Source organism: Streptomyces sp. NPDC039423, assembly GCF_055598725.1.
This window is the reverse complement of sequence record NZ_JBVKAH010000004.1, coordinates 460,112-476,760: the sequence shown is the minus strand read 5'-3', so window position 1 is coordinate 476,760 and position 16,649 is coordinate 460,112. Positions and strand designations below refer to the sequence as shown.

Here is a 16,649-nt window from a genome sequence, read left to right as displayed (position 1 = left end):
CCATGGGTCGGGATCAGGAGCAGAAGCACATCGTGAGCAGCGAGAACGCAGACGCCGGTAACGAGAACTCCGCGCCGGTGTGGGATGTCGTCGTGGTCGGCGCGGGACCGGCGGGAGCGTCCGCGGCGTACGCGGCGGCCGTCGCGGGCCGCAGGGTGCTGCTGCTGGAGAAGGCGGACCTGCCGCGCTACAAGACGTGCGGCGGGGGCATCATCGGCCCGTCGCGCGACGCCCTGCCGCCGGGGTTCGAACTGCCGTTGCAGGACCGGGTGCACGCGGTCACCTTCTCGCTGAACGGCCGGTTCGCCCGGACGCGGCGCTCGAAGCGGATGCTGTTCGGGCTGGTCAACCGGCCCGAGTTCGACGCGGGGCTGGTCGAGCAGGCGCAGAAGGCGGGCGCCGAGCTGCGCACGGGCGCGACCGTGTCGCGCGTCGAGCAGCACGGCACGGCGGTACCGGACCGGCGCACGGTCGCCGTGGTGCTGGCCGACGGCGAGGTCGTGCTCGCCCGGGCGGTCGTGGGCGCGGACGGCAGTGCCAGCCGGATAGGGGCGCACGTCGGGGTGAAGACGGACCAGGTCGACCTCGGCCTGGAGGCGGAGATCCCGGTTCCGGCCACGGTCGCGGAGGACTGGGCGGGGCGGGTGCTCATCGACTGGGGGCCGATGCCCGGCAGCTACGGCTGGGTGTTCCCCAAGGGCGACACGCTGACCGTCGGCGTCATCTCGGCGCGCGGCGAGGGGTCGGCCACCAAGCGGTACCTGGAGGACTTCATCGCCCGGCTGGGGCTGGCCGGGTTCGAGCCCGCCATCTCGTCGGGGCACCTGACGCGGTGCCGCAGCGACGACTCGCCGCTGTCCCGCGGGCGGGTGCTGGTCTGCGGCGACGCGGCCGGGCTGCTGGAGCCGTGGACCCGCGAGGGCATCTCCTTCGCGCTGAGGTCCGGGCGGCTGGCGGGGGAGTGGGCGGTACGGATCGCCGAGGCGGGCGACGCCGTGGACGCCCGGCGCCAGGCGCTGAACTACGCGTTCGCCATCAAGGCGGGCCTGGGCGTGGAGATGGCGGTCGGGCGGCGGATGCTCGCCATGTTCGAGAAGCGGCCGGGCCTCCTTCACGCGACGATCACCGGCTTCCGGCCCGCGTGGCGGGCGTTCGCCGACATCACCCGGGGCGTCACCACCCTGGGAGGGCTCGTCCGCGGCTCGTCCCTCGCCCGCCGCGCCCTGGACGCCCTGGACCGCCGGCTGTAGACCCGCTGCCCGCCGCCCACGGGCGGCGGGCCCGCCGGCCCGGGCCCCGGTGACGTCCGCCGGCGCCCCGCACGGCGTCGAGCGCGGCCCGGAGGTGCGCCGGGCCCTCACCCAGCCGGATGCCGACGCGGCCCGCCGCGCCCTGCTGGAGCTGATGTGCACGCCCGCCTGGCTGGACGCCCACCCGGGCCGTACGTTCCACACGCTCGGCGACCCGGCGATGCCCGCCCACGCCCGCCGCCGCCACCTGCGGGCCAGCGCCCGCCACGACGCCTGGGACGCCCTGCCCCGCATCGCCGCGCCGACCCTCGTCGTCCACGGCACCGACGACACGTTCAACCCGGCGGCCAACGCCCCCCTGCTCGCCGGCCGCATCCCGGGCGCCCGGCTGCACCTCCTGCCGGGGGCGCGGCACGCCTACTTCGAGGAGTTCGCCGGCACCGCCACCCCTCTGGTGCTCGACTTCCTCGGCGGGACCGGCGCGCGAGCCGCGTGACGGCGGGCTGCCCCCGCCACGGTCGGGCAAGGCCGCGTGGTTAGGGTGGGGTGACCGTGTTCAACTCGTCGTGCCGACCGGTGAGTTACGGGCCACCGGCCTGCCCGGGCCGGTGACCGTCCGGCGCGCGGCGGCCCCTCCTGGAGGCCACCATGACCGCAGACCGCACCTCCGACGCCACCCCCGGCTCCTCCGTCACCTTCATCAACGTCTTCGAGATCGACGCCGACCAGGTCGACGCCTTCGTCGCCCAGTGGGAGCGGCGCGCCGCCCTCATGAGCGCCAAGCCCGGCTTCCTCGACTCCCGCCTGCACCGGGCCCGTTCGGCCGGGGCGAGGTTCCAGCTCGTCAACGTCTCCCACTGGGAGAGCCGGGAGGCCTGGGAGGCCGCGACCGCGGACACCGAGTTCCAGGAGCGCACCCGCGCCGCCCGTGAGGACGCGCCGGCGCCGATCACGCCGAACCCGGGTCTCTACGACGTGGCCGTCGAGTTCACCGCCGTGACGAAGCCCGCGTGACCCCCGGCGCCGCCGGGCCCCGACGTACCGGAAAGCGGTACGGCCGCTCGGCAGCGCCGTGGACTCCGGACGCCTTCGACGCCCTGCTGCGGAACCGGCCCGCCGTGTGACCCGCCCGGCGGCGCCGGCACCGCGACCGTCCGGCCCGCCGGCCCGTGCCGGACCACCCGGCCTCCCACCGCCCCGTGAACCGCCCCCCACCCCCTACCGACAGGCCGACGCCATGCACCCCACCGACCAGCGGATCACCACCCCCGTCACCGCGGACCTCCTGCGCGGCGCCGTCGAGGTCGAGCGCACCGCGCACGGTGTGCTGCCGCACCGGCTCCCCGCCCGGGCCCGCGCCCAGTGCGCCGACGGCCGACTGGCCATGGCCGAGGCCCAGCCCTCGGGCGTACGACTGGCCTTCCGGACCCGGGCCACCGTCGTCGAGCTGGACGCCCGGCCCACCAAACGGGTCTACCCGGGCCTCCCGTCCCGCCCCGACGGCGTCTACGACCTGCTCGTCGACGGCCGGCTCGCCGGGCAGGGCGGGATCACCGGCGGCGACACCGTGACCATGGACATGGTTACCGGTACCGCGGAGCACCGGCCGGGCCCGCCCGGCACCCTCCGCTTCACCGGTCTGCCCGGCCACGCCAAGGACGTCGAGATCTGGCTGCCGCACAACGAGACCACGGAGCTCATCGCCCTGCGCACCGACGCCCCGGTCGAGCCTCCGGCCGACCGGGGGCGCAGGGTGTGGCTGCACCACGGCAGCTCCATCAGCCAGGGCTCCGACGCCGCGAGCCCCACCACGACCTGGCCCGCGCTCGCCGCCTCCCTCGGCGGCGTGGAGCTGGTCAACCTGGGCTTCGGCGGCGGCGCCCTGCTCGACCCGTTCACCGCCCGGACGATGCGGGACACCCCCGCCGACCTGATCAGCGTCAAGATCGGCGTCAACCTGGTCAACACCGACCTGATGCGCCTCCGTGCGTTCGGGCCCGCCGTCCACGGCTTCCTCGACACCCTCCGCGACGGCCACCCCACCACTCCGCTGCTGGTCGTCTCCCCCCTGCTGTGCCCCATCCACGAGGACACACCGGGTCCCGCGGCGTTCGACCCCGCCGCGCTCGCCGGTGGCCGGCTGCGCTTCCGCGCCACGGGCGATCCGGCGGAGCGCGCGGCCGGCAAACTCACCCTGGGCGCCATCCGTGAGGAGCTGGCCCGGATCGTGGCGCAGCGCGCGGCCCACGACCCGCACCTGCACGTCCTGGACGGGCGCGAGCTGTACGGCGAGGCGGACCACGCCGACCTCCCGCTGCCCGACGGTCTCCACCCGGACGCCGCCGCCCACCGCCGCATCGGCGAGCGCTTCGCCGCCGTGACCTTCGCCGCGTCCGGCCCCTTCGCGGGTCCCGGGGGCACCGCCCGCGCGCGGGAGCGCCGTACTCCCGGGGGAGTACCGGTGATCACGACGCACGGCTGACGCCCGGCCCGCCCCACCGCGTCTAGCGTGGCCGTATGCGAGGCCGAGACAGCGACGAACGACGGACGCGCCGGCGCCGCGGCGACGGCCCCCCGTGCGCCCGTGGCCGGCGGGGGCGCACCGGTCCGCCCTGGCTGCGGGACTGGCCGGGGGACGCGGACGCCCCCGGCGCCCGGCCGCCGTGGCGGTCCAGCCTCCTGCTCGCCGTCCTCGTCCTGGTCGGCACCGCTTTCGCGGCCCGCAACCAGCCCGGCCGGGAGCCGCTGGACGCCCTCGGCCGGGTGCTGCTGCTCGCCGGCCCGGCGATGCTGCTGCTGCGCCGCCGGTACCCCGTGACCGTGCTGTACGGGGTCACGGCGACCACCCTCGTCTACGTCGGCGCCGGCTACCCGTACGGCCCCGCCCTGCTCACGGTCGCCGTGGCCGTCTTCACCGCGGTCCTCGCCGGGCACCGCCACGCGGCCTGGTGGGCGCTGGGCCTGCTGTGGAGCGGGCACCTGCTGATCGCGCACTGGCTCTACCGGTACCTGCCGCCCGGCGGGGACGCGGCCGCGTCCTGGGGCCAGGAGCTGCCCCTCACCGCGTCGGTCGTCGCCCTCGTCACCCTGTCCGAACTCGCCCGCGAACGCCGCGCGCACCGGGCCCGGCGGCGCGCGGAGCGCGAGGCCGCCGAGAAGCGCCGCGCCGACGAGGAGCGGATGCGCATCGCCCGCGAACTCCACGACGTCCTCGCCCACTCCATCTCGGTGATCAACGTCCAGGCGGGCGTCGGCCTCGCCCTGCTCGACTCCGACCCGGAGCAGGCACGCACCGCGCTCACCACCATCAAGGCCGCCGGGAAGGAGGCGCTCGGCGAGGTGCGCCAGGTACTCGACACCCTCCGTACGCCGGGAGAGACCGGTACCGCGCCCCGCACCCCCGCCCCCGGCCTGGACCGGCTCCCCGAACTGGTCGAGCAGGCGGCGAGCGCCGGACTGGCCGTCGAGGTGACCACGGAAGGCACCCGGGTCCCGCTGCCACCCGGTGCCGACCTCGCCGCCTTCCGGATCGTCCAGGAGGCCCTGACGAACGTCGTCCGCCACTCCGGATCGCGCACCGCCCGCGTCCACCTCCGCCACGCGCCGGGCCGCCTCGACCTGCGGGTCGACGACGACGGGCCCGCCACCGGCACCGACGCGGGCGGCACCGGCAACGGGCTGGCCGGGATGCGGGAGCGGGCCGCCTCCCTCGGTGGCGGCATCGAGGCCGGCCCGCGCCCGGACGGCGGCTTCCGCGTCCGCGCCACCCTGCCCTTCGACCCCCGGGAGTCACCGTGATCCGTGTCCTGCTCGCCGACGACCAGGCCCTCGTCCGGGCGGGCTTCCGGGCGCTGCTCGACGCGCAGCCGGACATCGGAGTCGTGGCGGAGGCCGCCGACGGTGAGGAGGCCCTGGGCCGTGTGGGCCAACTGCTCCCGGACGTCGTCCTCATGGACATCCGGATGCCCCGGCTCGACGGCCTGGCCGCCACCCGGCGCATCACGGAGGACGCGCGGCTGGACGGCGTGCGGGTGGTGATGCTGACGACGTTCGAGCTCGACGAGTACGTCTTCGAGGCGATCCGCGCCGGCGCCTCCGGCTTCCTGGTGAAGGACACCGAGCCGGACGAACTGCTGCGCGCCGTACGGGCGGTGGTGGCCGGCGACGCCCTGCTGTCGCCCGGGGTGACCCGCCGGCTGATCGCGGAGTTCGCGGCCCGCTCCAAGCGGCCCGCCGGCGACGCGCGGCTGGACGGGCTCACGGAGCGGGAGCGGGAGGTGATGGCCCTGGTCGGGATGGGCCTGTCGAACGAGGAGATCGCCCGGCGGCTGGTCGTCAGCCCGCTGACCGCCAAGACGCACGTCAGCCGGACGATGGTGAAGCTGGGCGCCCGTGACCGCGCCCAACTCGTCGTCCTGGCCTACGAGTCGGGGCTCGTGCGGCCCGGCTGGCTGGGCTGAACGCCCGGCCCGCCCCCGAACCGCCACAGCACCCGCACCACCCGGTAGGCGAACCCCAGTCCCGCCACCGTCGCGGCCACCACGGCCACGCTCTTCGCCGCGCCGCCCTCCAGACCCAGCACGAGCACCGGCGCGGCGCACAGGACGAACAGCCCCGCCGCCAGGAACGCGCCGGTGAGCAGCGCGTACCCGATCTCGACCGTCATGGCGTCCCGTTGGTCCTGCGTGCGCTTCCCCATGGCCCGAGTGTCACAAGCGGGCGGCCGGTGGGCAAGGACCTCGCCCACCGGCCGCCACGCCGCTCCGGCGGATCAGTCCCGTGCGCCCACGGGCTCGGGCCGCTCCGCGGCGGTGGCGTCCTCGGTGCCGGCGGCCTTCCCCGTGGCGCCGGCCGACGAGGCGACGACCACCGACCGTCCCGCCGTCCGGCGGGTGCGCCGCAGCCCGGTCAGGGTGATCAGCAGTCCGGCGAGCGCGATCGCGGTCACCACGGCCAGGCCCGGCCGGAAGCTGTCGAGCACGGCCTGCGGCGAGCCGCCCTCGTGGCCGCCCGCCGTGATCACGGCGGTCACGACGGCGAGGAACACCGCGCCGCCCACCTGGATGGAGGTGTTCAGCAGCCCGGAGACCATGCCCTGCTCGTCGTCGGCCACGCCGTTGGTGGCCTGGATGTTGAGGGACGGGAAGGTCAGGGCGCAGGCCGCGCCCAGCAGCAGCATCGAGGGGAGGATGACCGCCGCGTAGCGGGGGGTGAGGTCGACCTGGAGGAAGATCGCGTACGCGGCGACCAGGAAGGTGAAGCCGGTCGCGATCACCCGGGGCGTGCCGAACCGGTCGACCACGGCACCGATCCTGGTGGAGGACACCGCCACCAGCACGCCGGCCGGCAGGAACGCGAGCGCCGTCTGGAGGGCGCTCCAGCCCAGCAGCGACTGCATGTACTGCGTGACGATGAACTGGAAGGCGACGTACGAGCCGAAGAAGGCGGCGGCGCCGAGCTGGGCGCGGAGCTGGGAGCCGGAGCGGAGGACGCCGAGCCGTAGCAGCGGGCTCGCGCTGCGCCGCTCGATGGTCACGAAGGCGGCCAGCAGGACGGCGGTGGCCAGGAACGACAGCAGCGTACGGGCGGAGGCCCAGCCCGCCTCGGGCGCCTCGACGACGGTGAACACCAGCAGCAGCATGGCGGCGGTCCCGGTGACGGCGCCCGGGACGTCGTAGCCGCCGCGCCGGTCCTCACGGGCGCTGTGCGGGATCAGCCGCAGGCCGGCGGCCAGGGCGATCAGCGCGATGGGCGCGGGCAGCAGCATGGTCCAGCGCCAGCTCAGCTCGGTGAGCAGCCCGGACAGCACCAGGCCCATGGAGAAACCGGTGGCGGCGCAGGTGGTGTAGATGGACAGGGCCCGGTTGCGCTGCGGGCCCTCCTTGAACGTGGTGGTGATGATCGAAAGACCGGCGGGAGCGGTGAACGCGGCGCTCAGGCCTTTGATGAACCGGCTGGCGATCAGCAGCGGGCCGGAGTCCACGAGGCCGCCGAGCAGCGACGCGAGGGCGAAGACCGCGAGGGCGATCAGGAAGACGCGGCGGCGGCCCAGGAGGTCGGCCGCACGGCCGCCGAGCAGCAGCAGACCGCCGTACCCGAGGATGTAGCCGCTGACGATCCACTGGAGCGTGGCGGTCGACAGGCCGAGGTCGCCGGCGATGGACGGCAGGGCGACGCCGACCATGGAGACGTCGAGGGCGTCGAGGAACATCGCGGCGCACAGCACCAGCAGGGTGCCCCACAGGCGGGGGCTCCAGCGGTCTTCCGTGGCCGAACCCACGGTGGGGGAGGGGACGTTGAGCGGAGAGGTCATGCGCAGCACACTACATGCGCATGCATTGAATGCAAATGCATTTAATTCCGATGCAACAAACGGCGTCCTCCCTGCTAACGTGGGTGCATGGCTGCGACGAAGTCCGAGCGCGCGCTCGTGGAACAATGGCGCGACGTGCTCGCCCTGCACGCCCGCACGACGTGCGAACTGGACCGCGCGCTGCATCCCCACGGACTCGGCGCCAGCGACTTCGAGGTGCTCGACGTGCTCGCCGAAGGGGCTCCGGAGGACGGCGGCGCCGCCTACCGGGTCCAGGAGCTCGCCTCCCGGGTGCACCTCAGTCAGAGCGCCCTGTCGCGGCTGGTCGCGCGGCTGGAGAAGGACGGGCTCGTGGCCCGCGGCATGTGCAGCGAGGACCGGCGCGGAGTCCGGGTGCTCCTGACCGAAGAGGGCCGCGCACGCCACGCCGAAGTGCTGCCCCTCCAGCGTGCCGTGCTGAGCCGGATGCTCGCCGCGCGGTCCTGAGTCGTGTTTCGAAAGTCCCGCCCGGCCCTCGGCGCCCCACACGTGACGGGGGCGCCGACGAGGGGCGGCCCCCGCCCCCGCGACTACCAGGTGACCGCGGACGTCTCCCGCCAGAGCCGTGCCAGGCGCTCGTCGCCCGACACCGAGACGGCCGTGCCCGGGGTGCCGTCGGGCAGCCGGTTCCAGAGCGTCATGTAGAGCGCCGCCGCCGGGCCGCTCACCTCGCAGTCCGCGGGCCCCTCGCCGGACCGCTCGACCCGCGGCGCCCGGTCGGACAGTCGAAGGGTCCACACGTCACCGGTGTCGGTCGCCCGTACGCGCAGGACCGCCGGCTCCGGCGTACGCACCCGGCTCTTCTCCCGGGCGTGGAAGCCGCACAGCAGCTCGTCGATCCCGTCGGCGGCGAACGGCGGCGCCACCTCCGCCACCGGCCCGGCCGCCGCGGACTGCGCGTCCACCCGGTGCACGGTGGTCTCGTGCGCCTGGCGCCGCGCCCAGAACGCCCGCGGTGAGGGCGCGGGCAGGAACGTCCAGCACTCCAGCGCGTCGTCGGCCCCGGTCAGCGCGGCGACCAGCAGCCCGTGCCCCTCCCGGAACCAGGCGAGCAGTTCCGCCCCGTCCAGGCCGGGCGGATCCTCGGCCGGGTGGTACGAGGCGTGCCCCTCGGCGACGAAGGCGGTGGCCCAGCGGTGCACCATGCCGGTGTGCCGCAGCAGGTCGCGCACCCGCCAGTCGGGACAGGTCGGTACCGGCGCGTCCGGCCCCGCCGCCTCGGCCGCGTCGGCGAGCAACCGGCCTTCCTCCGCGAGGGACTTGATGTGCTCCATGATCTCCATGTCGCGATTCTGCCAGCGGCCCCGCCGGGCGCGTCGGCGGCCGTGCGTCACTCGGAGCGCGCCGCCGTCGCCCCGCGCGCCGCGTACCCGATCAGTGCCGCGCCGCCGGCCAGCACCGCCACGGTCGTCAGCGCGACCGGGAGCGAGAACCAGTCGGCCAGGAACCCGATCGCGGGCGGCCCCAGCAGCATCCCCCCGTACCCCAGGGTGGAGGCCGCGGCCACACCGCCGGGCCCCGCGACCGCGCCCGCCCGGGCGACGGCCACCGGGAAGATGTTCGCCAGGCCCAGCCCCGTCACGGCGAAGCCGAGCAGCGCGAGCCACACCGTCGGGGCCAGGGAGCCCAGCAGCATGCCGGCCGCCGCGGTCGCCCCGCCCGCCACCAGGGTGCGGGTCTGGCCGAGCCGCTCCAGCATCGCTGTACCGGACAACCGCCCGGCGGTCATGGCGAGGGCGAACATCGAGTAACCGGCCGCCGCCACGCCGGGGTGGGCGTGCAGGTCCTGCTCCAGGTGGAGCGCCCCCCAGTCGGCGAGGGCACCCTCCCCGTACGCGGTGCACAGTGCGATCACGCCGAAGACGGCCACCAGCCGGCGGGACCTGCCGTCGAGCCGGCCCGGCGCGCGCTCGTCGCCGGGCACCGCCTCGGGGACCGTGGGGGAGGGGTACCGCAGGAGTACGGAACCGGCGGCGGCCGTCAGCGCCAGCCCCGCGACCGTGAGGCCGAGCAGGTGCGCCGTGGGCGAGAGGCCGCCCGCGACGAGCCCGCCGAGCCCGGCCCCGACCATGCCGCCGAGGCTGAAGGCGGCGTGGAAGCTGGGCATCACGGGACGCCGGAGCGCGGTCACCAGATCGACGGCGGCGCTGTTCATGGCCACATTGATGCCGCCGTACGCGGTGCCGAAGACCAGGAGCACCAGGCCGAGCGCGAGCGCCGAGTGGGTCAGCGGGGGCAGCGCGATGCTCAGGCTGAGCAGGACGCCCGCCGCGACGGTCACGGGGTGGCTGCCGAAGCGCCGGCACAGGCGGCCGGTCAGCGTCATCGTCACCACCGCGCCGGCCGAGACGCCGAGCAGGGCGAGCCCGAGGTCGCCGGCCGAGGCGCCGGTCTGCTGCTTGATGGCGGGGATGCGGACCACCCAGCCGGCGAACAGGAAACCGTCGAGGGCGAAGAACAGGGTCAGGGCGGTGCGGAGGCGGACCAGGGAACGCGCGGCGGTGTCTCCGCCGGGCCCCCCGGGCAGGGCCGTCCGTAGTTTGTTTAGGTGCGGCACAAACTCAGCATAGGGGTCCGCGCGGGCGCCCTTCAACCACGCCGGCACCGCGCGGTGGCGTGTGCCCCGTCACCCCGCACTCCCGGTTCCGCCCGCGCCGCACCACCGGCGGCACCGCCGGCCCCGGTTCCCCGGCGCGCCCCCGCCCCGGACCCGGAGCCCGGCGGGCTCCGCAGCCGCGGGTCCCGCGCCCGCCCGGGGCGGGACCCGGGGAGCGGGGCGCGGGAACCGGGGATGCCGGCGGCTCAGCCGGTGCGGTCGCCCTTCGGCTTGCCCCGCTGGTCGGGTGTGCCGTGCGGCGGCGGGCTCATGGGCTCCGGCCACGTCGCGGGCGAGACGGGTGAACCGCCCTGGGCGTCGCCGGCCGCCTCGGGCCTGGGCGCGGCCGGGTTGCCGCCGGACAGGGGGGCTCCGGCGTCCAGTTGCCGCTTCCGGGCCGTCAGGACCTGGACGACCATGGCACGGTCGGCGTGCTCGTGCTCGTAGTGCAGCAACTGGTCCAGCTCCGTGACGCCGAGCGACCGGATGCGGTGCTCCAGCGTGCCGACGGTCAGGTCGTCGTAATCGGGCAGCGGAAGTGTTCCTCGGTCGGGGGTCATCCGGATCCTCCCTGTGTCTCGTTGACGGTCCCGTGGACGTGGTCGACGACGCGCCCGTCCAGCGCGGCGCGCACCAGCGCGGCGGCCAGCGCGGGCAGCTCCTCCTTCCGCACCAGACGGGCCAGCGCCTCCGGGTCGGCCGGCAGGCCGAGCCGCTCCGCTCCGTCCAGCGTCTTGTCGTCCAGGTACGGCGACAGCCCGGGCCAGACGCCCTGCACCTCCCGCAGGAAGATGTCCGCGCCGGCCGGGCCGATCCCGGGCGCCTCCTGGAGCAGCGCGCGCAGCTCCGCCACGTCGCCGCCCGCCTTCTCGCGCAGCCGGCGGAGATCGCCGCCGTACGCGTCGAGCACCAGCTCGGCGGCCTCGCCGAGCTGGGTCGACGTCCGCTCGTCGTAACGCCGGTAGCCGCCCTTCCCGAGGGCGTCCACCCGCTGCTGCCACGTGGCGTCGCGCATGTGGCGGGCGTCCCGCATCCCCGCGTCGAACAGGGCACGGGCGGCCGCCACCGCGACGTCCGCCCGGATCCGGGCGCTCAGCAGGTGGGCCAGCACGAGGAGCCGGTACAGCGGCCCGGGGGTGTCCTTGAGGCGGATCCCCGCCCGCTCCGCGTACGTGCGGCCCTCCTCGTCGAGCAGGGCCCGGACGATCGTCCCGCTGTCGGGGCGTGCCATGAGACCTCCAGGAGCTCGGCCGGTGGCGGTCCCGGCCTCGGCGATCCTGCCGCCCGCAGTACCCGTCCACGTCCGGCCGAAACAGCACCGCCGGGCCGGGCGGCCCCCGGGATCATGGGAGACTCGCCCCCATGAACGGCAAGGCGACCACGACCCGATCACGGCTGGACAGGGGCCGCAGCGCGCTCGGGCCCGCACTGGAACTGGTGCATACCGGACGCGCCCCCACTCGAGCGGTCCTCACCGCCGAGCTGGGTGTCACCCGCGCCACCGCAGGAGCCGTCGCCGCCGAACTGGAAGCACTCGGTCTGATCCGCGTCGACTCCCGCCCCGGTGCCGCCGCCGGCTCCCAGGGCCGGCCGTCGCACCGGCTCCTCGTCGACGAGAACGGGCCGGTCGCGCTGGCCGCCCAGATCCACGCCGACGGCTTCCGCGCCGCCCTCGTCGGCCTCGGCGGCCGCATCGTGGCCACGGCACCCGGCTGCGTCACCGTCTCCGCCGACCCCGCCCAGGTCCTCGCGGCCGTCGTCGAGGCGGGCGCCGGACTCCTGCGCGAGAGCGGGCGCCGCTGCGTGGGGGCCGGTCTGGCCGTGCCGTCCGCCGTCGCCGAGCCGGAGGGCACCGCCCTCAATCCGCTGCACCTCGCCTGGCCCGCCGGCGCCCCCGTGCGGGACGTCTTCGCCGGACTGGTCCGGGCGGCCGGCATCGACGGCCCCGCCTTCACCGGCAACGACGTCAACCTCGCCGCCCTGGCCGAGCACCGGCACGGCGCGGGCCGGGGCGCCCAGCATCTGCTGTGCGTCGCCACCGGGCACCGGGGCGTCGGCGGCGCCCTCGTCCTCGACGGGCGCCTCCACACCGGCAGCTCGGGGCTCGCCCTGGAGGTCGGCCACCTCACGGTGAACCCCCAGGGCCGCCCCTGCTACTGCGGGAGCCGTGGCTGCCTCGACGTCGAGGCCGACCCGCTGGCCTTCCTCACGGTCGCCGGACGCACCCCCGGCCCCGAGGTCTCCCTGCTCCAGCAGTGCCGCGACCTGCTGCGCGACCACGCCGACGACGCGGGCGTACGGGCGGCGGCCCAGGAGCTGATCGACCGGCTGGGCCTGGGGCTGGCGGGCCTGGTGAACATCCTGAACCCGGACCGGATCATCCTCGGCGGGCTGCACCGTGAGCTCCTCGCGGCCGACCCCGAACGGCTCCGCGCGGTCGTCGCCGACCGCAGCCTGTGGGGGCGCAGCGGCGGCGTGCCGATCCTGGGCTGCACCCTCGACCACAACAGCCTCGCGGGCGCGGCCGAGCTGGCCTGGCAGCCGGTCCTGGACGACCCCCTCGCCGCCCTGGGCCGCCCCGCCGCGTGAACCGCCGCCCCGGCGACCGGGGAACGTGACGCCGCTCCCGGTGCACCGCCGGTCCGGCCCGCCGGCCCCGTCACGCGTGCGGGGCGTGCGTGCGGCTCGTGCCCGCCCACCGCTTCCGGCAACCGCCGCGGTGACGGGTTCACCAGGCCGTCCTGGCGACGCGCACGGTCGGCACCGCGCTTGGAGCCGCAGCTTCCCGCGGTACGGGCGGCCGGGCCGCCGGTGCACGACCACGTCCCCGCGGTCCTCGCCCCATGACCTTCCCCCTCCGCCGGCGCGAGAGTACTCCGCCGGTCGTACCCGGGCTGTCGCCGCCCGTACGACGACGGGACCACCCCCGCGGGGGCAGTCTCGAACACGTCGCGGACCGCGACCACGTACACCGAGGAGATGATCGGGATGACCGGCATGACCACGCTCGCCCACGACGGGCCCGGCCCGTGGGCCCTCTTCTTCCCGCTGTTCTGGGCCGCGGTGGTGTTCACCGCGGTCACCCTGCTGCGCCGCGCCCGCCGGTACCGTCACCACGGCCGGAGCGTGCCCGACGAGCAGTCGCCCATCGCCCTGCTCGGCCACCGCTTCGCGGCGGGCGAGATCGACGAGGAGGAGTACTGGCGCCGGCTCTCCGTCCTGGACGAGCAGTTCGGCCGCGCCGCCACGGCGGGCGGGACCGGCCGGCCCGGCAAGGGCTGACCACCGGCCCCGGCGGACCGGTCGGGGGCGGCCCGCCTCCCGGTCAGCCCGCCACGGCCGGCCGGGCGGCGGCCCGTTCGCGGACCGTGTCGGCCGCGTCCGCCATGTCCCCGAAGGGCACCGCACCCGTGAAGGGACCACTGGTGGCGGCCCCGTACACGGGCAGGGGCGGTATCGGCAGGGGGGAGGACGAGGGTGCCGGGAGGGTGAACCAGACGACCTTCCCGGACTCGCCCTGCGGCCTTGCGCCCCAACTCTCGCTGAACGCCTCTATCAAGGCGAGGCCCCGCCCCGAAGTGGCCATGGGGTCGGACCTGTTGACCGCGGGGAGCCGGGGGTCGTGGTCGTGGACGGAGACCGTCAGCCGGTCGAGCATCAGCTCGATCTCGACGGTGCACACCTTGTCGGGCTGGGCGTGCTGGTGAACGTTCGTCAGGAGCTCGGTGACACCGAGCGCGGCCTTCTCGATCAATGCGTCGAGATTCCAGTAGCGCAACTGCGCTGAAACGATTCTGCGGACCTGACCGATCCGCGACGGCAGGGCTTGGAGCTCTACCGTGCACTGCCTGCTTGCCTGGCTGATCACGGCTGCGACTCCCCGAAATAGGTCCGGAAGAAGACGGAGATCGGATCCAGAAGATGGCTGGCTGTTCGGTCCGGCGGGCTGGATCGCAGCGTCACCGCCGGTGCACCCTGGGTAGTGATGTCAGTCCAGCGTGGACCACGGCCGACCGCTCCGCAACTCGCGGCAAGCGGTTACCCCCCGGCCCCTGCCGGTACCTCCGTCACTGCTGTACGTCCTGTCAGTCCTGGCCGGCACCCGCGCGGCGGACGGTCTCCAGCAGGCGGCCGGCCAGCGCCGTCGCCGCCGGACCGTCCGGCCTCCGGTCCCGCTGGCCCATGGTCAGCCGGTACCGCGTACCGTTCAGGGTCGCCACCATGGCGTCCTCGCGCCCCGCGAACCAGGGCCTGCTCGCCCTCACCGCCCGCACCGGCGCGCTGTCGATCACCCGCCCGTAGCTGGTGAGGAGCGCCAGCCTGCCGTCCTTGACCAGGACCTCGCCCGCCCGGGTCAGCGAACGCGGCCACCGCTCGATCCGTACGCCTGTGGCAGTGAAATCAGCCTCGGCCATGCCGTACCCAGCCCCCTTCGCGCAGGTTTATGCCGGTCAGTCTGCACAAGTGGTCGCCTCCGCGCCAGGGCGCGTGGACGGATGCGCCCCCTGCGCCGCGTGCCCGCCGGGAGGTGCGCCCCCCGTACCGCGCGGCCCCGCTCGGTGCGCCCCCCTGACGCGTACCCCCGTCGGGTGCGACCCCGCCCCGCCCCGGCCGCCGGGGCACCCTGCAAGCGTTCCCTATGGGGGATCAAAGTCATCGTTTGTGCAGGTGAGGGAGGTATGTTCGAGGTGGGGGCAGCCGGACGGGGAACGCGGCCGGACGGAGAACGACGAGGAGCGGCGCGTGAGCACCATCGAGCAAGCAGGACGGACCGGCCGGACGGTCGACGTGGACCACAGCGACCCGGCCTACCGGGAGTGGCTGAAAGAAGCCGTACGCAAGGTGCAGGCCGACGCCAACCGGTCCGCCGACACACACCTGCTGCGCTTCCCGCTGCCCGAGGAGTGGGGCATCGACCTGTACCTCAAGGACGAGTCCACCCACCCGACCGGCAGCCTCAAGCACCGCCTGGCCCGTTCGCTCTTCCTCTACGGGCTGTGCAACGGCTGGATCCGGCCCGGGAAGCCCGTCATCGAGGCGTCCAGCGGCTCGACCGCCGTCTCCGAGGCGTACTTCGCGAACCTCATCGGGGTGCCGTTCATCGCCGTCATGCCGCGCACGACCAGCCCGGAGAAGATCCGGCTGATCGAGATCCACGGCGGCCGGTGCCACTTCGTCGACGACTCGCGGAAGATGTACGAGGAGTCCGCCGCCCTCGCGGCCACCACGGGCGGCCACTACATGGACCAGTTCACCTACGCGGAGCGGGCCACCGACTGGCGCGGCAACAACAACATCGCCGAGTCGATATACCAGCAGCTACGCCTGGAGCGCTATCCGGAACCCGCCTGGATCGTCGCCACGGCCGGTACCGGCGGCACCTCGGCGACCATCGCCCGCTACGTCCACTACATGATGTACGACACCCGCGTCTGCGTCCCCGACCCGGAGAACTCCTGCTTCTTCGAGGGCTGGACCACCGGCAACCCGGACGCCGCCAGCGACTGCGGGTCACGCATCGAGGGCATCGGCCGGCCCCGGATGGAGCCCAGCTTCGTACCCGGCGCCATCGACCGGATGATGAAGGTGCCCGACGCGGCGAGCGTCGCCGCCGTACGCGCCCTGGAGAACGCCATCGGGCGCAAGGCGGGCGGCTCGACCGGGACCGGCCTGTGGAGCGCGCTGAAGATCGTCGCCGAGATGGTGGCCGAGGGCCGCACCGGCAGCGTCGTCACGCTGATCTGCGACCCCGGCGACCGCTACCTCGACAAGTACTACTCCGACGACTGGCTCGCCGGACAGGGCCTGGACATCGCCCCGTACGCCGCCGCCATCGACGCGTTCCTCGGCAGCGGGGTCTGGCCGGACGGACCGTCCGCCGCCTGACGGTGCGTCAGGGAGCCGGGGAGGACGCCAGCCGGCGGTCCAGGTTGCGCATCGCGTCCCGGAAGGAGCGGCCCACACCGGACCGGGCCAGCCGCATCACCAGACGGAACGGCGCGACGCCCTCGGCGGCCATGGTCCACCGCACCCGGGTGCCGGTGCCCCCCGCCGCCGGGGTGAGCAGCCACTCCTCCATCAGGGCCCGTACCCCGGGGGCGTTGGTCTCCTCCACGCGGTAGGCGTAGCGCGCACCGGCGTCCGTCACCAGGATCCGCTCCTGGAAGACCACACCGCCCCGCAGCCGTATCTCCCGGCCGGCGCCCCCGGCGGTCGGCCGGGCCGCGGCAATGGCGGTGAACCAGGAGGGACTGTCGGCGACCTCGTCGGCCAGGGCGCGGTACACCGCCGAGGGCGGCGCGGTCACTTCCGTGTCGAAGACCAGGCGCAGGGGCGCGGACTCGAGGAAGTCGAGCCGCACCGGGCGCAGTCGGCGTGCCATGGACCGTACCTCCAGCAGGCGAAGGGATGGCGTCGCGCCCGTGCGGTGGTGCGCCCGCCCGGAGCGTCC

Annotated in this window: 18 protein-coding genes and 1 pseudogene; 10 read left to right on the top strand and 9 right to left on the bottom strand. The window is 75.1% G+C overall.

The annotated features are described in order from the left end of the window. Positions 1–32: 32 nt before the first annotated feature. From ACZ7LK_RS16275 to ACZ7LK_RS16250, 6 genes and pseudogenes are all read left to right on the top strand, one after another. On the top strand, positions 33–1,250 hold the full coding sequence (locus tag ACZ7LK_RS16275) for a geranylgeranyl reductase family protein (protein ID WP_392273467.1): 1,218 nt from the start codon (positions 33–35) through the stop codon (positions 1,248–1,250). Positions 1,251–1,302: 52 nt separating this feature from the next. Continuing rightward, positions 1,303–1,746: pseudogene (locus ACZ7LK_RS16270) on the top strand (alpha/beta fold hydrolase); the annotation flags it as partial. Between the two features lie 152 nt (positions 1,747–1,898). Then, positions 1,899–2,264 carry an antibiotic biosynthesis monooxygenase family protein gene (locus ACZ7LK_RS16265; protein WP_392273468.1) on the top strand — a complete coding sequence of 122 codons (366 nt, stop codon included), beginning with the start codon at positions 1,899–1,901 and terminating at the stop codon, positions 2,262–2,264. 223 nt (positions 2,265–2,487) lie between these two features. Continuing rightward, complete coding sequence (locus ACZ7LK_RS16260) at positions 2,488–3,732, top strand: GDSL-type esterase/lipase family protein (protein WP_471141304.1); 1,245 nt, start codon at positions 2,488–2,490, stop codon at positions 3,730–3,732. Positions 3,733–3,767: 35 nt separating this feature from the next. After that, entirely contained in the window at positions 3,768–5,048 is a 1,281-nt protein-coding gene (locus ACZ7LK_RS16255; protein WP_392273470.1) for a sensor histidine kinase, read from the top strand. Beyond that, the gene (locus ACZ7LK_RS16250) at positions 5,045–5,710 is read left to right on the top strand and encodes a response regulator (RefSeq protein WP_392273471.1); all 666 of its coding nucleotides are present in this window, start codon (positions 5,045–5,047) and stop codon (positions 5,708–5,710) included. The genes ACZ7LK_RS16255 and ACZ7LK_RS16250 overlap by 4 nt, the downstream gene beginning before the upstream one ends. Here the strand turns inward: ACZ7LK_RS16250 and ACZ7LK_RS16245 are convergent. Beyond that, the gene (locus ACZ7LK_RS16245) at positions 5,671–5,949 is read right to left on the bottom strand and encodes a DUF6332 family protein (RefSeq protein ID WP_392273472.1); all 279 of its coding nucleotides are present in this window, start codon (positions 5,947–5,949) and stop codon (positions 5,671–5,673) included. The genes ACZ7LK_RS16250 and ACZ7LK_RS16245 overlap by 40 nt on opposite strands. 72 nt (positions 5,950–6,021) lie before the next feature. Continuing rightward, complete coding sequence (locus ACZ7LK_RS16240; protein WP_392273473.1) at positions 6,022–7,563, bottom strand: MFS transporter; 1,542 nt, start codon at positions 7,561–7,563, stop codon at positions 6,022–6,024. 87 nt (positions 7,564–7,650) lie between these two features. Between ACZ7LK_RS16240 and ACZ7LK_RS16235 the strand changes: the two genes are divergently transcribed. Further along, positions 7,651–8,049, top strand: a complete 399-nt coding sequence (locus ACZ7LK_RS16235) for a MarR family winged helix-turn-helix transcriptional regulator (RefSeq protein ID WP_392273474.1) — start codon at positions 7,651–7,653, stop codon at positions 8,047–8,049. An 83-nt stretch (positions 8,050–8,132) separates the two neighbouring features. On the opposite strand, the gene ACZ7LK_RS16230 is transcribed toward ACZ7LK_RS16235, so the two are convergent. The 4 genes from ACZ7LK_RS16230 to ACZ7LK_RS16215 form a co-directional block, all read right to left on the bottom strand. Next, positions 8,133–8,885 (bottom strand): maleylpyruvate isomerase family mycothiol-dependent enzyme, encoded by a 753-nt coding sequence (locus ACZ7LK_RS16230; protein ID WP_469464809.1) that lies wholly within the window; start codon positions 8,883–8,885, stop codon positions 8,133–8,135. A gap of 47 nt (positions 8,886–8,932) precedes the next feature. Beyond that, complete coding sequence (locus ACZ7LK_RS16225) at positions 8,933–10,159, bottom strand: MFS transporter (RefSeq protein WP_392273476.1); 1,227 nt, start codon at positions 10,157–10,159, stop codon at positions 8,933–8,935. 245 nt (positions 10,160–10,404) lie between these two features. Further along, entirely contained in the window at positions 10,405–10,758 is a 354-nt protein-coding gene (locus ACZ7LK_RS16220; protein ID WP_471141296.1) for a DUF8129 domain-containing protein, read from the bottom strand. Continuing rightward, positions 10,755–11,429 (bottom strand): endonuclease, encoded by a 675-nt coding sequence (locus ACZ7LK_RS16215; protein WP_392273478.1) that lies wholly within the window; start codon positions 11,427–11,429, stop codon positions 10,755–10,757. Before ACZ7LK_RS16215 ends, ACZ7LK_RS16220 begins: the two co-directional genes overlap by 4 nt. 131 nt (positions 11,430–11,560) lie before the next feature. On the opposite strand from ACZ7LK_RS16215, the gene ACZ7LK_RS16210 reads away from it, so the two are divergent. Both ACZ7LK_RS16210 and ACZ7LK_RS16205 read left to right on the top strand, forming a co-directional pair. Beyond that, the gene (locus tag ACZ7LK_RS16210; RefSeq protein ID WP_392273479.1) at positions 11,561–12,787 is read left to right on the top strand and encodes an ROK family protein; all 1,227 of its coding nucleotides are present in this window, start codon (positions 11,561–11,563) and stop codon (positions 12,785–12,787) included. A gap of 408 nt (positions 12,788–13,195) precedes the next feature. Continuing rightward, positions 13,196–13,480, top strand: a complete 285-nt coding sequence (locus ACZ7LK_RS16205; RefSeq protein WP_469464825.1) for an SHOCT domain-containing protein — start codon at positions 13,196–13,198, stop codon at positions 13,478–13,480. 43 nt (positions 13,481–13,523) lie between these two features. Here ACZ7LK_RS16205 and ACZ7LK_RS16200 read toward each other — a convergent pair whose 3' ends face one another. Further along, positions 13,524–14,066 carry an ATP-binding protein gene (locus ACZ7LK_RS16200; RefSeq protein WP_392273480.1) on the bottom strand — a complete coding sequence of 181 codons (543 nt, stop codon included), beginning with the start codon at positions 14,064–14,066 and terminating at the stop codon, positions 13,524–13,526. A gap of 217 nt (positions 14,067–14,283) precedes the next feature. Then, positions 14,284–14,613, bottom strand: a complete 330-nt coding sequence (locus ACZ7LK_RS16195) for a hypothetical protein (protein WP_392273481.1) — start codon at positions 14,611–14,613, stop codon at positions 14,284–14,286. 328 nt (positions 14,614–14,941) lie between these two features. Between ACZ7LK_RS16195 and cds1 the strand changes: the two genes are divergently transcribed. After that, entirely contained in the window at positions 14,942–16,084 is a 1,143-nt protein-coding gene (gene cds1 / locus ACZ7LK_RS16190; RefSeq protein WP_392273482.1) for an L-cysteine desulfhydrase Cds1, read from the top strand. 7 nt (positions 16,085–16,091) lie between these two features. Here the strand turns inward: cds1 and ACZ7LK_RS16185 are convergent, their stop codons facing one another. Beyond that, entirely contained in the window at positions 16,092–16,580 is a 489-nt protein-coding gene (locus ACZ7LK_RS16185; RefSeq protein ID WP_392273483.1) for an SRPBCC family protein, read from the bottom strand. Positions 16,581–16,649 lie beyond the last annotated feature (69 nt).

Coding starts and splice junctions, on each gene's coding strand:
- ACZ7LK_RS16265 (WP_392273468.1), top strand. CDS start 1,899: ATGACCGCAGACCGCACCTCCGACGCCACCCCCGGCTCCTCCGTCACC.
- ACZ7LK_RS16260 (WP_471141304.1), top strand. CDS start 2,488: ATGCACCCCACCGACCAGCGGATCACCACCCCCGTCACCGCGGACCTC.
- ACZ7LK_RS16255 (WP_392273470.1), top strand. CDS start 3,768: ATGCGAGGCCGAGACAGCGACGAACGACGGACGCGCCGGCGCCGCGGC.
- ACZ7LK_RS16245 (WP_392273472.1), bottom strand. CDS start 5,949: ATGGGGAAGCGCACGCAGGACCAACGGGACGCCATGACGGTCGAGATC.
- ACZ7LK_RS16240 (WP_392273473.1), bottom strand. CDS start 7,563: ATGACCTCTCCGCTCAACGTCCCCTCCCCCACCGTGGGTTCGGCCACG.
- ACZ7LK_RS16235 (WP_392273474.1), top strand. CDS start 7,651: ATGGCTGCGACGAAGTCCGAGCGCGCGCTCGTGGAACAATGGCGCGAC.
- ACZ7LK_RS16230 (WP_469464809.1), bottom strand. CDS start 8,885: ATGGAGATCATGGAGCACATCAAGTCCCTCGCGGAGGAAGGCCGGTTG.
- ACZ7LK_RS16220 (WP_471141296.1), bottom strand. CDS start 10,758: ATGACCCCCGACCGAGGAACACTTCCGCTGCCCGATTACGACGACCTG.
- ACZ7LK_RS16215 (WP_392273478.1), bottom strand. CDS start 11,429: ATGGCACGCCCCGACAGCGGGACGATCGTCCGGGCCCTGCTCGACGAG.
- ACZ7LK_RS16210 (WP_392273479.1), top strand. CDS start 11,561: ATGAACGGCAAGGCGACCACGACCCGATCACGGCTGGACAGGGGCCGC.
- ACZ7LK_RS16205 (WP_469464825.1), top strand. CDS start 13,196: ATGACCACGCTCGCCCACGACGGGCCCGGCCCGTGGGCCCTCTTCTTC.
- ACZ7LK_RS16195 (WP_392273481.1), bottom strand. CDS start 14,613: ATGGCCGAGGCTGATTTCACTGCCACAGGCGTACGGATCGAGCGGTGG.
- ACZ7LK_RS16185 (WP_392273483.1), bottom strand. CDS start 16,580: ATGGCACGCCGACTGCGCCCGGTGCGGCTCGACTTCCTCGAGTCCGCG.